This window comes from Amycolatopsis arida (assembly GCF_900115565.1).
Taxonomy (GTDB): domain Bacteria; phylum Actinomycetota; class Actinomycetes; order Mycobacteriales; family Pseudonocardiaceae; genus Yuhushiella; species Yuhushiella arida.
In genome coordinates, this window is record NZ_FOWW01000014.1 from 72,990 (window position 1) to 85,815 (window position 12,826).

The window sequence follows — 12,826 nt, forward strand, 5'->3', positions numbered from 1 at the left end:
GGTGAGCGCGCCGGCCGGGGTCTACACGCGGGCCAGATACCGGCCGATCTCGTCGAGCGCCGCCGTCAACTCGCACCGCGCGCCGTGGGCCGCCTCCGCCCGGACCAGCCCGAGGCTCGCGAGGTGGATGTGTTCCTGGTCGGTGATGGCATGGAGCCGAACGCTGACGAGGACGCACCGGCTCATCACCTGGTACAGGGTGTCGCGCAGCACGTCGACGTCGTGGCACGCCTCGATCAGGGCCCACTTGAGCTCGACGACGTCCTTCACGCGGTCATCCGTCCTGGGCGTGGTGCCGACACACCGGGCACACCGGATGGCCGGTCGTGTCGTCGCCGATCGGGGTGACCCTGGCGCCGCAGTACGCCCGCCAGCCGGGGCCGGTGCCACCGTCGGTTCCGCCCACGTGCTGGCGCCACTCCTCGTCGTCGTACACCCAGTGCAACCGGCTCGACGGGTCGCCGCTCGGGAACTCCGACATCCAGGGCATCACGCCACCGCCCACGGCGTGGTACTGACCGCGACGACACCGAGGCAGCCGGGGCACATCGACAGCCTGGCGAGACCGTCGGCCGAGGCGAGGATGTGTGACCGCCGGTGCTCGGTTCCGCACGCGGCCCTGATCCAGTCCGCCCGCGGGTTCACCGCGTCCGCCTCGCGGTAGTAGTGGACCGCGCCGTCGTCCCGGCACACCCGAGCGATGCGGCCGGTCACCGGGAATCACGCCGGTCGACCGGCTGGTTCGGCGCCCGGAGGACGGCGGTGACAGCCCGCACGACGGCCGTGACCCGCTCCATGTGCTCCTCCTCGTCCGTGCGAGCTCTCGGCCTGACCAGCGCGTGCACAAGGAGGAGCAGGACGAACAGCACGAGCAGCGGGAACAGAGTCTCGACCACCGTAGCCACCTCCTGTCGCTATGGTTTACTTGTCTCTACCTCGTGGCTTCGTTGCCGCAACGGTCGCACCGTTGCAGCAACGGTGCAACTGCACTCACCCTAACGGAGGTATTGACGTGCCACGGCGATCTCCAGGAGCGAAGGCCAAGCGGCTAGCCCGCGAACTCGCCGCCGATCGTGATCGCGTTGGCCTGAACCTTCGCGAGGCCGCCGAGGCGATGGGCTGGGACAAGTCCACGTTGAGCCGGATCGAGACCGGCAAACGGAACATGTCCTACGAGGAGGCCGTGCAGCTCATAGGTCTGTATAAGGTCAGCGGCGACAGGCGCGACCGGCTTCTCAACATGGCTCGGACGATGCACGAAGCCGGCTGGTGGGAACAGGGTCTCCGCGGGCTACCAGCAGACACCAGCTCGCTGGCCGACTACGAGTCGGAGGCGAAGCGGATCACGAACTGGGCGCCGCTGATGATCCCTGGCCTGCTCCAAACGATGGAGTACGGGCGAACGTGGATGCTCGCCGACGGCCTGGACCCCGAGGATGTCGAGGTTCGGCTGACGGCCAGGCTCCGGCGCCAACACATCCTGACCGGCGACGTGCAGTACGCCGCGTTCATCGGCGAGCCGGCATTGCACGCCGAGGTCGGCGGACTGCAGGTGCTGTCCACGCAGCTTGGCGCACTGCTCGACATGGCCCAACGGCCGAACGTCACCATCCGCGTCGTGCCATCCCGGGTTGGCGCTCACCGTGGCCAACTCGGCGGCTTCCTGGCCCTGGAGTTCGACGAGTTCAGCCCGGTCGTGCACGTCGAACTTGTCAGGTCAGGCGTGTTCCTGGACGACACCACGCTCACCGACCCGTACATGGAGGCGCTGACCCACCTGTCTCGTGTTGCGATGGGTGAGACAGAATCGCTGCGCACTATCACCGCAACCAAGGGCGAGGTGGACAGCAGGTGGACCAGCTGACCGGTTGGAGGACGTCCAGCTACTCGGACAGTGGATCGCAGTGCGTGGAGGTAGCACACCGCGCCGACGCCTGGTTGGTGCGGGACACCAAGGACCGCGACGGCGGCGCCCTGGCCGTGCCCGCGGTCGCCTGGAAGGCGTTCCTCGACGGCATCCGCTGACTCCGAGCACCGCGGCGTCCCCGGCACCCCTCGGCCGGGGACGCCTCCGTCCGGATGTCACCGGCGGCAGGTGGACGACCGTGGTCGCGTCGCCGATCGACTGACAGGATCGCGCCCACCATCGCTTGACCTGGAGTCAACTGGAGGTGCGACCGTGGTGTCATGACCCAGTCACCACACCCGGCTCCACACCCGGAGTGGGAGTCCGGCGCACTCGACCTCGACGCCTACCTGAACCGGATCGGGCAACCGCGCCGCGCCCCTTCGGCCGACGCGCTGCGCGCACTGCAGGAGGCGCACGTCCGGGCGATCCCCTTCGAGAACGTCGAGCCCTTCACGGGCCGGAGCCCTGAGCTGACGTTGGAGGCGATCACCGCGAAGCTGGTCCGCCGGAGCCGGGGCGGCTACTGCTACGAGCACGCCCTGCTCTTCGCGGCCGCGGCCGAGCGACTGGGCTACCCGGTGCGGCGACTGATGGCCAGGGTGCAGCCGAACCGGCCGGGTCCGCACACGCACATGACGCTGGTGGTGCGGGCCGACGGGGTGGACCACCTGGTCGATCCCGGGTTCGGCGCCGGGATGCTGCACCCGATGCCGCTGGTGGACGGCGCCGTAATGGACCAGGCAGGGTGGAAGCACCGGCTCACTCAGGACGGTGCGCTGTGGACGCTGGAGAGGCGGACCGCGGATGGCTGGGAGGCGCTGCACGCCTTCGACGAGACGGCGCGGCGACCGATCGACTACGAGGTGGCCAACCACTACGTCGCCAACCACCCGCGGTCCCCGTTCAGCGGCCGCCTGGTGGTGATGCGGTTGGCGCCCGGGATCAGCCGCCGGCTGGTGGGTGACGAGCTCACCGTGGAGCGCGCCGACGGCCGGGTCGAGCGGCGCACCGTGCCACCCGGCGCGCTGGACGCCACGCTGCGCGGGCTCGATGTCGTACTCGACCCCGCGGAGCTGGCCGCCGCGCTCGCCCGGTACCTGGGGGACCGGGCGAGCGCCGGCGACCTCGACCGACCCGCCACCCGCTGAGGAGGAACCGGACATGACCACCTTGACCGACGCCGAGATCGCCTACCTGGCCGGCCAGCCGCTCGGCCGGCTCGCGACCGTCGGTCCGCACGCCCGGCCGCACGTGGTCCCGGTGGGCTTCGACTACGACCCGGAGCGCGGGACCCTCGTGATCGGCAGCGTCGCCGACATGGCCGCGAGCAAGAAGTTCCGGGACGCCGCGCGCCGACCGGACGTCGCCTTCCTCGTCGACGACCTGGCGTCGACGAACCCGTGGCGGCCGCGGGGCATCGAGATCCGCGGCAGGGCCGAGACCCACGCCGAGGGTGGCGCGGAGATCGGCCGCCGGCTCGGTGCGTCGTTCCCGTTCGACGCCGGGTGGATCGAGATCCACCCGCGCCGGGTCGTGTCCTGGGGCATCGACGGCGACTCCTACGAGCTGTCGGCCCGCGACGTGGCCTGACCGGCGCGGGCGATCGCCGCGTCGATGCCGTCCAGCAGGAGGCCCAGCCCGGCGAGGAACGTCGCGCCGGTCTCCCGCTCCAGGTACCCCTCGTCGGGGCCGAGGTCGGCCGGCGGGTCGGCCCGCTGCAGCCACGTCAGCGCCGGGTACCGGGTGGCGATGTCGGGCACGACCTCCAGCAGCAGTCCGGCCCTGGTGCGCCACCAGTCCTCCTCGGCGGCCCCGGTCTCGCGCTCGGCCCCGCGCGCCTCCGCGACCACCTGCGCCGCCCCGCGGACCACGTGGAACAGCGTCCCCACCACGCGGCGCAGCACCCCGGCGGGCAGCCCGGTCTCCCGCAGGATCCGCACCAGCGCCTCGACCAGGGCGTACTCGTGGGGCCCCAGCACCGGCCGGGCCGGCGACACCTCCAGCATCCACGGGTGCCGCAGGTAGCACCGCCACAGCTGCTCGGCCCACGCCGTCACCGCGGCCCGCCAGTCCAGCCCCGGCTCGACGTCGGGCACCTCGCCGAGCGCGTGGTCGTACATCAGGTCGACCAGCTCGCCCTTGTTCGGCACGTAGGTGTAGAGCGCCATCGCGGTGCGGCCGAGCCGCTCCCCCACCGCGCGCATCGACAGCCCGGCCATGCCGTCGGCGTCGGCCACCTCGATCGCCGCCGCCACGATCATGTCGATGGTCAGCCCCGGCTTCGGTCCCGGGCGTGTCGCGACGGGCTCCGTGCGCCACAGCAACGCCATCGCGCGGCGGCTGTCGCCCCGGCCCGCGTAGACCACCACGTGCGCCTCCTTCTCGTCCGAGACTGGCGAAAAAGCCGTGGGTGCTATCTCTTTACCGTGTAAGGTATCAGCGTTCCCCCGGCTCACCCAGGAAGGATGCCGCATGCCCACCTCCCCGACGACAGCGGACGAGACGGAGCCCCAGCCGCCGGCGGACCCGCACCCCGCGGACCGCCACGACCGGATCGAGGTCCGCGGCGCGCGGGAGAACAACCTGGCCGACGTCTCGCTGGACATCCCCAAGCGGCGGCTCACCGTCTTCACCGGGGTGTCCGGCTCCGGCAAGTCCTCGCTGGTGTTCGGCACCATCGCCGCGGAGTCCCGACGGCTGATCAACGAGACCTACACCGCCTTCGTCCAGTCGTTCATGCCCAGCATCGGCCGGCCCGAGGTCGACGCGCTGCACAACCTCAGCGCCGCGATCGTCGTCGACCAGGAGCGGATGGGCAGCAACGCGCGCTCCACGGTCGGCACCGCGACCGACGCGCACACCATGCTGCGCATCCTGTTCAGCCGGATCGGCACCCCGCACGTCGGCACCGCGACCGCGTTCAGCTTCAACAGCCCGGAGGGCATGTGCCCGGAGTGCGAGGGCCTCGGTCGGGTCACCGACATCGACCTGGACCAGGTGGTCGACGTCGACCGCTCGCTCGCCGACGGCGCCATCACCGCGCCCCAGTTCACCGTCGGCTCGTGGTACTGGCAGACCATCGCCCACTCCGGACTGGTGGACCCGGACGTGCCACTGAAGGACTACACCGAGCGGCAGTGGGCGGACTTCCTGCACAAGCCGGCCACCAGGATCACGGTGGCCACCGGCACGATCACCTACGAGGGCCTGTTGGTGAAGCTGCGGCGGCTCTTCCTCGGCAAGGACCGGGAGTCGCTGCAACCGACCATCCGGGCGTTCGTGGACCGCGCGGTGGCCTTCACCCGATGCCCTGCCTGCGCGGGCACCCGGCTCAACCCGGCGGCCCGGTCCGCGCGGATCGCCGGGAAGACCATCGCGGACTGCTCGGCGATGCAGGTCAACGACCTCGCGAAGTTCGTCCGCGAGATCGGGGAAGACTCCGTGGCGCCGCTGCTGGCCGGCCTGCGGCACACCCTGGACTCACTGGTCGACATCGGACTCGGTTACCTCAGCCTGGACCGCGAGTCCGGCACGCTCTCCGGCGGCGAGGCGCAGCGGGTGAAGATGGTGCGCCACCTCGGGTCCAGCCTGACCGACCTCACCTACGTGTTCGACGAGCCGACGGTCGGCCTGCACCCGCACGACATCCAGCGGATGAACGGCGTGCTGCGGAGCCTGCGGGACAAGGGCAACACGGTTCTCGTCGTGGAGCACAAGCCCGAGGTCGTCGAGATCGCCGATGTGGTGGTCGACCTCGGGCCCGGCGCGGGGTCGGCCGGTGGGCGGATCTGCTACACCGGCGACGTGGCCGGGCTGCGCCGCTCCGGCACGCTGACCGGCCGCTACCTCGACCACCGGGCCCGGCTACGCGAGCGACCCCGCCCCGCCCGCGGTCACCTGCCGATCACCGGCGCCACCCTGCACAACCTGAAGGACGTCAGCGTCGACCTCCCGCTCGGCGTGCTGACCGTGGTCACCGGCGTGGCCGGCTCGGGCAAGAGCTCGCTGATCCACGGCTACCTGGCCGGCCGGGACGACGTGATCGTGGTCGACCAGTCCCCCATCCGTGGCTCCCGGCGCAGCAACCCGGCCACCTACACCGGGCTGCTCGACGGGATCCGTACCGCGTTCGCCAGGGCCAACGGCGTGAAGCCGGCCCTGTTCAGCCCGAACTCCGCCGGCGCGTGCCCGAACTGCAAGGGCATCGGACTCGTGTACACCGACCTCGCGATGATGGCCGGGGTGGCGTCGGTGTGCGAGGAGTGCGAGGGCCGGCGGTTCACCCCAGAGGTGCTCGCGTACACGCTGCGCGGCAGGAACATCAGTGAGGTGCTGGAGATGTCGGTGGCGGCGGCCCGGGACTTCCTTCCGGACGGGCCGGCGCGGCCGATCCTCGACCGGCTCGTCGACGTGGGCCTCGGCTACCTCACACTCGGCCAGCCGCTCACCACTCTCTCCGGCGGCGAGCGGCAGCGGCTGAAGCTGGCGATCCGGATGGCCGGGAAGGCGCGGACCTACGTGCTGGACGAGCCGACCTCCGGCCTGCACCTCGCCGACGTCGACCAGCTGCTGGCGCTGCTCGACCGGTTGGTCGACGACGGGAACACGGTGATCGTCATCGAGCACCACCAGGCGGTGATGGCGCACGCAGACTGGATCGTCGACCTCGGCCCCGGCGCCGGCCAGGACGGCGGGCGGGTGGTGTTCACCGGCACGCCCGCCGACCTCGTCGCCCGCGGCGACACGCTCACCGCCCGGCACCTGCGCGACTACGTGGCCGCCACCACCGGCCACGCGTAGGCGGTCTCGCCGAGCCCGGCCCGCCGCCAGGTGGGCCCGGCTGGGCGGGCGGCCCGGGACGAGGCGGTCACATGACCCAGCGGCGGAAGCTGCCCTCGGCGTTGATCACCTGCCCGGTGATCCACTGGCTCTCGTCGGACGCGAGCCACCGGACCAGGCGGGCGACCTCGTCCGGTCGTGCCCACCGCCCGGCGGGAAGGGCGCGGCCGACGCGCTCGGCGAGGTCGGGGTCCGCCCATCCGGTGTCGACCGGCCCGGGGTTGACCGTGTTGACGGTGATCCCGCGGTCGACCAACGCGTCGGACAGCGTGAGGGTCATCTGGTGGATGGCGCCCTTGCTGATCGCGTAGGGCAGCTCCTGGCTCATCGGGGCCAGGTTCTGGCCGGAGGTGAACAGGATGACCCGCCCGCCGGCCCGCCGGTCGTCGTGCGCCGCGGCGAAGGCCTGGGCCAGCAGCACGCTCGCGCGGGCGTTCACCGCCCAGGTGCGGTCCAACTCGGCCGCGGTGACCTCGGCGAGGCTCTGGTTCGAGCCGCGCGCGTGGTTGGCCACCACCACGTCCACCGCGCCGAACGCCCGCACGGCCGTGCCGACCACCAACTCGGGCGCCCGCGGGTCGGCGAGGTCGGCGGCCACGTGCCGGAGGCGAGGTCCCTCGCCACCCAGCGACTCCACGATGCCCGCGTCACCACCGGGATCGGCACCCCACGGCTGTTCCGCGTCGGCCGGCGACCACGAGTGCACCAGCACCGAAGCACCGGCCGCCAGCAGCTCCGCGGCCACCGCGAAGCCGATCCCGGCCCGGCGACTGGCGCCGGTCACCACCGCGACCCGACCCTCCAACGGCCGGACCCCGACCTCGTCCCGCTCCATGCGCCGGACGGTAGCCCCAGCCTCCGCTCGCCACGAGCGGTTTTCGCCGACTCGCGCCCGCTCGCGGCTAGAGGGTCAGGAGTCGCGCCACTCCACCGCACTCGGTAGCCGGCCGCCGGAGGTGACGAACTCGACCAGGGCCGCCCGGAACCGATCGATCGAAACCCCCGAGCCGGCGGGGAAGCCACCTTCGGACTCACCCGCCGGAGAGTCCGGATGACCCACCGAGTAGACATATGCTTCCTCGCCGGAAAAGAGCAGGTAGCCGTAGTCGTTCTGGACGAGCACGTCCAGAACGGACGCGCCGTTCTCGGACTGGATCGATCCCTCGCCCGCTTCGGGACGGCGCAGCAGTGCGACCAGACGGTCCACGTCCTCCTCGGTAGCCACGGTGAAGTGCTCGCCGCCACCATCGGCGCCGTCGACCGGCACAGAAACAGCCCAGGTCATGTCGTCGTATCCCCTCTGTACACCCTGATGTTTCCGTTCGCCTCGACCACGCGCAAGCGGGCACCGGCGGGAGAAACCGCGAGAGTAGCTTGTCGCAGGTGAGCTGATCATTCCGGTCGAAGTCCCTGGTGCCGCACACCTCTCGATCAATGACAACCGTCTCGTCCTTGAGGCCCTCGCGACGCATCGCCATCGCGATCTTGACTTCCACGTGCCGGGCAAGTCGATCCGCACGGCGAAGCCTCGGTGGGAAGCGGTCCCGGACGAACTGAACGATCTCGCTCTTGTGTTCGTCGTCCCCGCTGAGCACCCGCACGGACCAGCCGTCGGATCGCACCCACTCCGCGCTGGTTCGCGCGCCGGCGATTCCGCGCCCGACGCGCCGACGGGACTGGGCGATCCGCTGCGGGAGCGGCAGCCCGGCCAACACTGGATCGTTCGCCGCGACGAAGGCCGTGTGCGTGCCGGTCGAGTCAGGGCGAGTTGCACCGACTTGGTGGAGGTAGCCGCGCAGGTTGCGCTCCACGGTGTCGAGCAGTTCGGCGAGCCGGACGAGGTCAGCGGCTGCTCGGCCCGCCATTCCCGGCACTCGACCAACGTCCGGGTCGGTGGTTCCCCGCACCAGGGAGCCGACGTCGTCCGCGACCTCGTCGAGCAAGCCGGAAGCTTCCCGCAGCGCGTGGCGGCACCGCTCGGTCAGGGCGAGTGCGACGTCCACCGCCGCGGCCAACTCCTCGACCGACACCAGCGCCCCCTTCCCCCGCTGAGGATCGTGATCCCGGGAGCGGTTCGGCTGTACCGCCGGAAGGGTGGGCACAGGCCGGAGCTCCGGGGGGCTACCCGACCGGCGGCGCGTACGCCCGACTGGAGGAAGCCGGGCACACCATCGCCAGGTTCGCCGAGAACGTCGGCGCGCGCATGCCGACACCGGACGACGTCACCACGCTCCAGCTACGCCCGGGCGTACCGGTGATCACCGTGACCCGGGTGGCCTACGGCGACGACGGCCGGCCGCTGGAGATGAACGACATGACGCTGCCGGCCGACCGGTACGAACTGTCCTACGAATGGGCCGCCGACTGAGGGGAGGACGGCGCGACACAGGGTGACCGCTCAGGCCGACCAGGCGTCTCGGTGAAGGTCCGGTTCGAGGAACCCGACGACCGCACGGCCGAGGTCCTCGGCCTCGACCCCGGTGTGACGAACTCGACCAGCGCCGCCGGAACCGATCGATCGAACCCCGAACCGGGCGGGGAAGCCGTGTCCGCCTCACCCTTCGGCGACTCCGGATCCCGGGCTGCCGCGAGCGGTCGGACAGACGAACCAGCCACGGTGCGACCGGCAAGACTCGTGGGTGGTTGATCAAGGCCGGAGATCGACGGCGACCTCGTGGTGGGTGACGCTGTCGTCCCACCGGTCGAGTGCGCGCCGAGCAGGCTCCTCAACGACGGCCTTCTCGTAGTTGTCGCCGGCGAACGCGCGCACATCGTCGATACTGGCGAAGAAGGTGATGGAGGTGAACACGACCTCATCGCCGTCCTGGCGCCGCAACAGCCGCGCCCCACGGAAGCCGGCCACTTGCCGCAGGTGCCCGGCCACCTCGGACTCGTAGTGGCGCTGGTAGTCAGCCGCTGTCGCCGCCGATGCCCATCCCTGCCATATTCGCGCGATCATGACCCTGTACCCAAGCCTTTCCAGGACATGTCGGCAAGTGCTTCGCGGGTCACGGCCTTGGGCGGCGTGCTCGCCGGGTGTTCGACGCACTGGCCCTCGGCGGACCTCCCGCCGCTGCCCAGGTCACCGTTTCGCCCCGGCGGAACCCGATCTCGGCGCTCCCGATGCCGTTCAGGCCGACCAGGCGTGGGGGGTGAGCGGCGGGTCCAGCGGTGCGCCGGTGAGCCGGTTGGCCAGGGTCGACAGGGTGTGGGCGCCGATCCCGAGCACCACCTCCAGCGCGTTGGTCATGGTGTAGCCGTGGGCCAGGAACGCCCGGACCCGCTCGTCGCCGACGGCGCCGGCGTGGTCCAGCACGTCCAGGGTGAACAGCCGGAGTGCCTCGAGGCGCGGGGCCGGCAGGGTGCGTCGACCGCGCAGCGCCGCGACGAGCGCGGGATCGGCGCCGAGCGAGCCGAGCTTCGCCGTGTGCAGGGCGACGCAGACCTCGCACCCGTTACGGGTCGCCACCGTCATCACCACGACCTCGCGGGCGAGCGGGTCCAGGGTGGTGGCCTCGAACAGGCCACTGAGCCTGAGGAAGCCGTCGAGGGTGTGCGGCGACGCGGCCATCCTGGCGACCGCGGCTGGCAGGTACCCGAGCCGGTCCGCGGCCGCGGTCATGGCGCGGCGAGACCCGGCGGGTGCCGTCTCGGGCGTGTGCTCGACGAACAGGTCCATGGCGTTCCCCTCTCCTCCCCGCGGAGGGGCACCGCCGCGGGGCTAAACTCGTCAACATGGTTGACGACAAGGTAAACCAGGTTGACGATCAGGGCAAGGGTGGGCCTGACGCCGGTCGGCCCGGCTTCGCGCTGCCGCTGCTGCTGTTCGCCGGGTTCCGCGCGCTGATCGACCGGCTGCACGAGGAGCTGGCTCGACAGGGCCACCCGGACGTGCGACCGGCGTTCGGCTTCGCGCTACAGGCGATCGGCCCGGACGGCACGACCGCCAGCGAGCTGGGTCGCCGCCTCGGGATCTCCAAGCAGGCTGCGGGCAAGACGGTGGACCGGCTGCACCGGCTGGGCTATGTCGAGCGCGTCGACGACCGCGCGGACGCGCGGCGCAAGCTGGTGCGGCTCACCCCGCACGGCACCGACGCGCTGGCCCGGTCCGCGGCGATCTTCGACCGGCTGCGCGCCGAGTGGGCCACCGAGTTGGGCCCGGCGCGGCTGCGCGTCCTCGAGGACGCGCTGCGCGCCATGGCACCAGCCGGCGGCGTCCGGCTGGACGTGCCGGGCTGGTTCGGCGCCTGACAAATCGTCCCTTGTGGACGGTCAGCGCCGGCGCTGCAGCGTCGAGTCGTCCATGACGTGATGCTCGAACCGCTGCAGCGCCAGCACGACGACCATCAACATCACCGGGAGCGCGAGTCCGAGCCACATGCCCTGTGGCTACCTCGCGTTGCCGATCAGCAAACCCCGTCCGGCCGTGATGTTTCGCCGGCCGCGATCATCGCCGACACGGTGTCGCCGGCCGCGATTCCGCTGGATCCGCGCGGCACCGGCGGGACAGGGCCGAGGCATGCGAACCCTTGTGCTCGGCGGAACGTCCTCCCTGTCCAGAGCCGTCGCCGCGGAGGCCGTGCGGCGCGGCCACGACGTCACCTGCGCCGCCAGGGGCCGGTCGGGCACCGTCCCCCACGGCGCCCGGCTGGTCCCGGTCGACCGGGCCCGGCCGGGCGCGCTGGAGGTGCTCGCCGGGGAGCGGTTCGACGCCGTGGTGGACGTCGCGTACCTGGCGGTGTCCTGGGTCCGGGAGGCGGTGGAGGTGCTGGGCGAGCGGGGGGCAGACGGCCGACGCTCCCCGGCACGAGCCGATCACCGACCTCCCCGAGCTCGACCTGTCCGAGGTCACCTCCGAGGTCTACGGCGGCGTCAGGGTGGCCACCGAGAACATCGTGCGGGCGGCGCTCGGGGAGCGCGCGTTCGTCGTGCGGCCGGGGCAGATCACCGGGCCGGGCGACTACATGGACCGCTTCGGCTACTGGCCGGCGCGGCTGTCCCGGGGCGGCCGGGCGATCGGCCCGGACGCGCCCGACCAGCCGATCCAGCACGTGGACGTACGGGACCTCGCCGCGTGGATCGTGACCGCCGGAAAGGAGCGGATCGGTGGGGCCTTCGACGCCGTCGGTCCCACCCCGCGGTTGGGCGCGGTGCTGCGGGACATGACCGACCTGGTGGCGGGTGGGACCGAGCTGGTGCCGGTCCCACTGGACACACTCGTCGCGGCCGGGGTGCGCCCGTGGTCGGGGCCCAGGTCGCTGCCGCTGTGGCTGCCGGCGTCGCGCCACGGACTGGTCTCCCACGACGCCACGCGGTCGTGGGACGCGGGGCCGCGGATCCGCCCGCTGGCCGAGACGGTGCACGCGACACTGGCCGAGGAGCGCGCCCGCGGCCTCGACCGGCCGCGGCAGGCCGGGCTCACCCCGGCGGAGGAGACCGAGCTGCTCCGGTCAGCCGGCTGACGGCACCGCCCCGGCGGGGAACACGAGCCGCATGATCGGCCGCTCCGGCGAGCGACGGGCGACCTCCACGAACCCGGCCCCGGCGAACGCCGACGCGTAGCCCGTGCTCGTGGTGCTCGGGGACACGTCGCCGTCCAGCGGATACGCCTCCAGGGCAGGGGCGCCGGCCGATCGCGCGAACTCCACGGCCGCCTCGATCAGGGTCGACATGACTCCCTCGCGACGGTGTCCCTTGCGGACGCAGAAGCAGGTGATCGACCACACCGGCAGGCCGTCGACCGGCCGCAGTCGCCACGGGACCTCGATCGCGGGCACGGCCGCACGGGGAGTCACCTGGACCCAGCCGACCGCCCGGTCACCCCGCAGCGCCAGCAGTCCCGGTGGTGGCCCGGACGCGACCACGTCACGAAACTCCGCCCGGTTCCGCCCGGCCCCGCGTCGTCGATAGCCCGCACCCACCCGCCAGGCCATGCACCAGCACCGGGCCGCCGGTCCACCCTGATCGAGCAGGTTCTCGAACGCCGGCCACCACCGAGGCGTCAACGGCTCCACGACGAGACCACCGTGGGTGCGCACGACCATGCGGTCATCCAAGCAGCTCCACCGCCGACCCGCG

Annotated in this window: 17 protein-coding genes and 2 pseudogenes; 8 read left to right on the forward strand and 11 right to left on the reverse strand. The window is 72.0% G+C overall.

Going from position 1 to position 12,826, the window contains the following annotated elements:
• Positions 1-21 precede the first annotated feature (21 nt).
• The 4 genes from BM051_RS27210 to BM051_RS27225 are packed head-to-tail and all read right to left on the reverse strand — an operon-like array spanning position 22 to position 896.
• Complete coding sequence (locus BM051_RS27210) at positions 22-270, reverse strand: hypothetical protein (RefSeq protein ID WP_092536612.1); 249 nt, start codon at positions 268-270, stop codon at positions 22-24.
• A gap of 4 nt (positions 271-274) precedes the next feature.
• Positions 275-490 (reverse strand): hypothetical protein, encoded by a 216-nt coding sequence (locus tag BM051_RS27215; RefSeq protein ID WP_134045998.1) that lies wholly within the window; start codon positions 488-490, stop codon positions 275-277.
• On the reverse strand, positions 490-714 hold the full coding sequence (locus BM051_RS27220) for a hypothetical protein (RefSeq protein WP_092536618.1): 225 nt from the start codon (positions 712-714) through the stop codon (positions 490-492). The genes BM051_RS27215 and BM051_RS27220 overlap by 1 nt, the downstream gene beginning before the upstream one ends.
• Positions 711-896, reverse strand: coding sequence for a hypothetical protein (locus BM051_RS27225; RefSeq protein WP_092536621.1), 186 nt, complete (start codon positions 894-896; stop codon positions 711-713). The genes BM051_RS27220 and BM051_RS27225 overlap by 4 nt, the downstream gene beginning before the upstream one ends.
• A 116-nt stretch (positions 897-1,012) precedes the next feature.
• Here BM051_RS27225 and BM051_RS27230 point away from each other — a divergent pair, with 116 nt between their 5' ends.
• The 4 genes from BM051_RS27230 to BM051_RS27245 all read left to right on the forward strand — a co-directional run bounded on the left by BM051_RS27230 (position 1,013) and on the right by BM051_RS27245 (position 3,499).
• Entirely contained in the window at positions 1,013-1,864 is an 852-nt protein-coding gene (locus BM051_RS27230) for a helix-turn-helix domain-containing protein (protein ID WP_166677632.1), read from the forward strand.
• Positions 1,852-2,025, forward strand: a complete 174-nt coding sequence (locus BM051_RS27235) for a DUF397 domain-containing protein (RefSeq protein ID WP_243859317.1) — start codon at positions 1,852-1,854, stop codon at positions 2,023-2,025. The genes BM051_RS27230 and BM051_RS27235 overlap by 13 nt, the downstream gene beginning before the upstream one ends.
• Positions 2,026-2,187: 162 nt before the next feature.
• Positions 2,188-3,057: an arylamine N-acetyltransferase family protein gene (locus tag BM051_RS27240; protein ID WP_092536627.1), complete on the forward strand. Its 870-nt coding sequence runs from the start codon at positions 2,188-2,190 to the stop codon at positions 3,055-3,057.
• Between the two features lie 13 nt (positions 3,058-3,070).
• Complete coding sequence (locus BM051_RS27245) at positions 3,071-3,499, forward strand: PPOX class F420-dependent oxidoreductase (RefSeq protein WP_092536630.1); 429 nt, start codon at positions 3,071-3,073, stop codon at positions 3,497-3,499.
• Here the strand turns inward: BM051_RS27245 and BM051_RS27250 are convergent.
• Positions 3,469-4,278 carry a TetR/AcrR family transcriptional regulator gene (locus BM051_RS27250; protein ID WP_092536633.1) on the reverse strand — a complete coding sequence of 270 codons (810 nt, stop codon included), beginning with the start codon at positions 4,276-4,278 and terminating at the stop codon, positions 3,469-3,471. The genes BM051_RS27245 and BM051_RS27250 overlap by 31 nt on opposite strands.
• 103 nt (positions 4,279-4,381) lie before the next feature.
• On the opposite strand from BM051_RS27250, the gene BM051_RS27255 reads away from it, so the two are divergent.
• Positions 4,382-6,709, forward strand: coding sequence for an ATP-binding cassette domain-containing protein (locus BM051_RS27255; RefSeq protein WP_092536636.1), 2,328 nt, complete (start codon positions 4,382-4,384; stop codon positions 6,707-6,709).
• A gap of 67 nt (positions 6,710-6,776) precedes the next feature.
• Here BM051_RS27255 and BM051_RS27260 read toward each other — a convergent pair whose 3' ends face one another.
• From BM051_RS27260 to BM051_RS30765, 3 genes and pseudogenes are all read right to left on the reverse strand, one after another.
• Positions 6,777-7,583: an SDR family oxidoreductase gene (locus BM051_RS27260; RefSeq protein ID WP_092536639.1), complete on the reverse strand. Its 807-nt coding sequence runs from the start codon at positions 7,581-7,583 to the stop codon at positions 6,777-6,779.
• 75 nt (positions 7,584-7,658) lie between these two features.
• On the reverse strand, positions 7,659-8,033 hold the full coding sequence (locus BM051_RS29490) for an Imm1 family immunity protein (RefSeq protein ID WP_243859316.1): 375 nt from the start codon (positions 8,031-8,033) through the stop codon (positions 7,659-7,661).
• A 79-nt stretch (positions 8,034-8,112) separates the two neighbouring features.
• Positions 8,113-8,613 (reverse strand): annotated as a pseudogene (locus BM051_RS30765) (DddA-like double-stranded DNA deaminase toxin); the annotation flags it as partial.
• A gap of 266 nt (positions 8,614-8,879) precedes the next feature.
• On the opposite strand from BM051_RS30765, the pseudogene BM051_RS30155 reads away from it, so the two are divergent.
• Positions 8,880-9,116, forward strand: a pseudogene (locus BM051_RS30155) (UTRA domain-containing protein); the annotation flags it as partial.
• Positions 9,117-9,395: 279 nt separating this feature from the next.
• Here BM051_RS30155 and BM051_RS27280 read toward each other — a convergent pair.
• Together BM051_RS27280 and BM051_RS27285 are read right to left on the reverse strand one after the other, a co-directional pair.
• Positions 9,396-9,707, reverse strand: coding sequence for an antibiotic biosynthesis monooxygenase family protein (locus tag BM051_RS27280; RefSeq protein WP_092536648.1), 312 nt, complete (start codon positions 9,705-9,707; stop codon positions 9,396-9,398).
• 171 nt (positions 9,708-9,878) lie between these two features.
• Positions 9,879-10,421 (reverse strand): carboxymuconolactone decarboxylase family protein, encoded by a 543-nt coding sequence (locus tag BM051_RS27285; protein WP_208325892.1) that lies wholly within the window; start codon positions 10,419-10,421, stop codon positions 9,879-9,881.
• 62 nt (positions 10,422-10,483) lie between these two features.
• On the opposite strand from BM051_RS27285, the gene BM051_RS27290 reads away from it, so the two are divergent.
• Together BM051_RS27290 and BM051_RS30160 are read left to right on the forward strand one after the other, a co-directional pair.
• Complete coding sequence (locus BM051_RS27290; RefSeq protein ID WP_092536654.1) at positions 10,484-10,999, forward strand: MarR family winged helix-turn-helix transcriptional regulator; 516 nt, start codon at positions 10,484-10,486, stop codon at positions 10,997-10,999.
• Between the two features lie 626 nt (positions 11,000-11,625).
• Entirely contained in the window at positions 11,626-12,210 is a 585-nt protein-coding gene (locus tag BM051_RS30160) for a Rossmann-fold NAD(P)-binding domain-containing protein (RefSeq protein ID WP_243859315.1), read from the forward strand.
• Here BM051_RS30160 and BM051_RS27300 read toward each other — a convergent pair.
• Positions 12,199-12,792 (reverse strand): GNAT family N-acetyltransferase, encoded by a 594-nt coding sequence (locus BM051_RS27300; protein ID WP_208325868.1) that lies wholly within the window; start codon positions 12,790-12,792, stop codon positions 12,199-12,201. The genes BM051_RS30160 and BM051_RS27300 overlap by 12 nt on opposite strands.
• Positions 12,793-12,826: the final 34 nt, after the last annotated feature.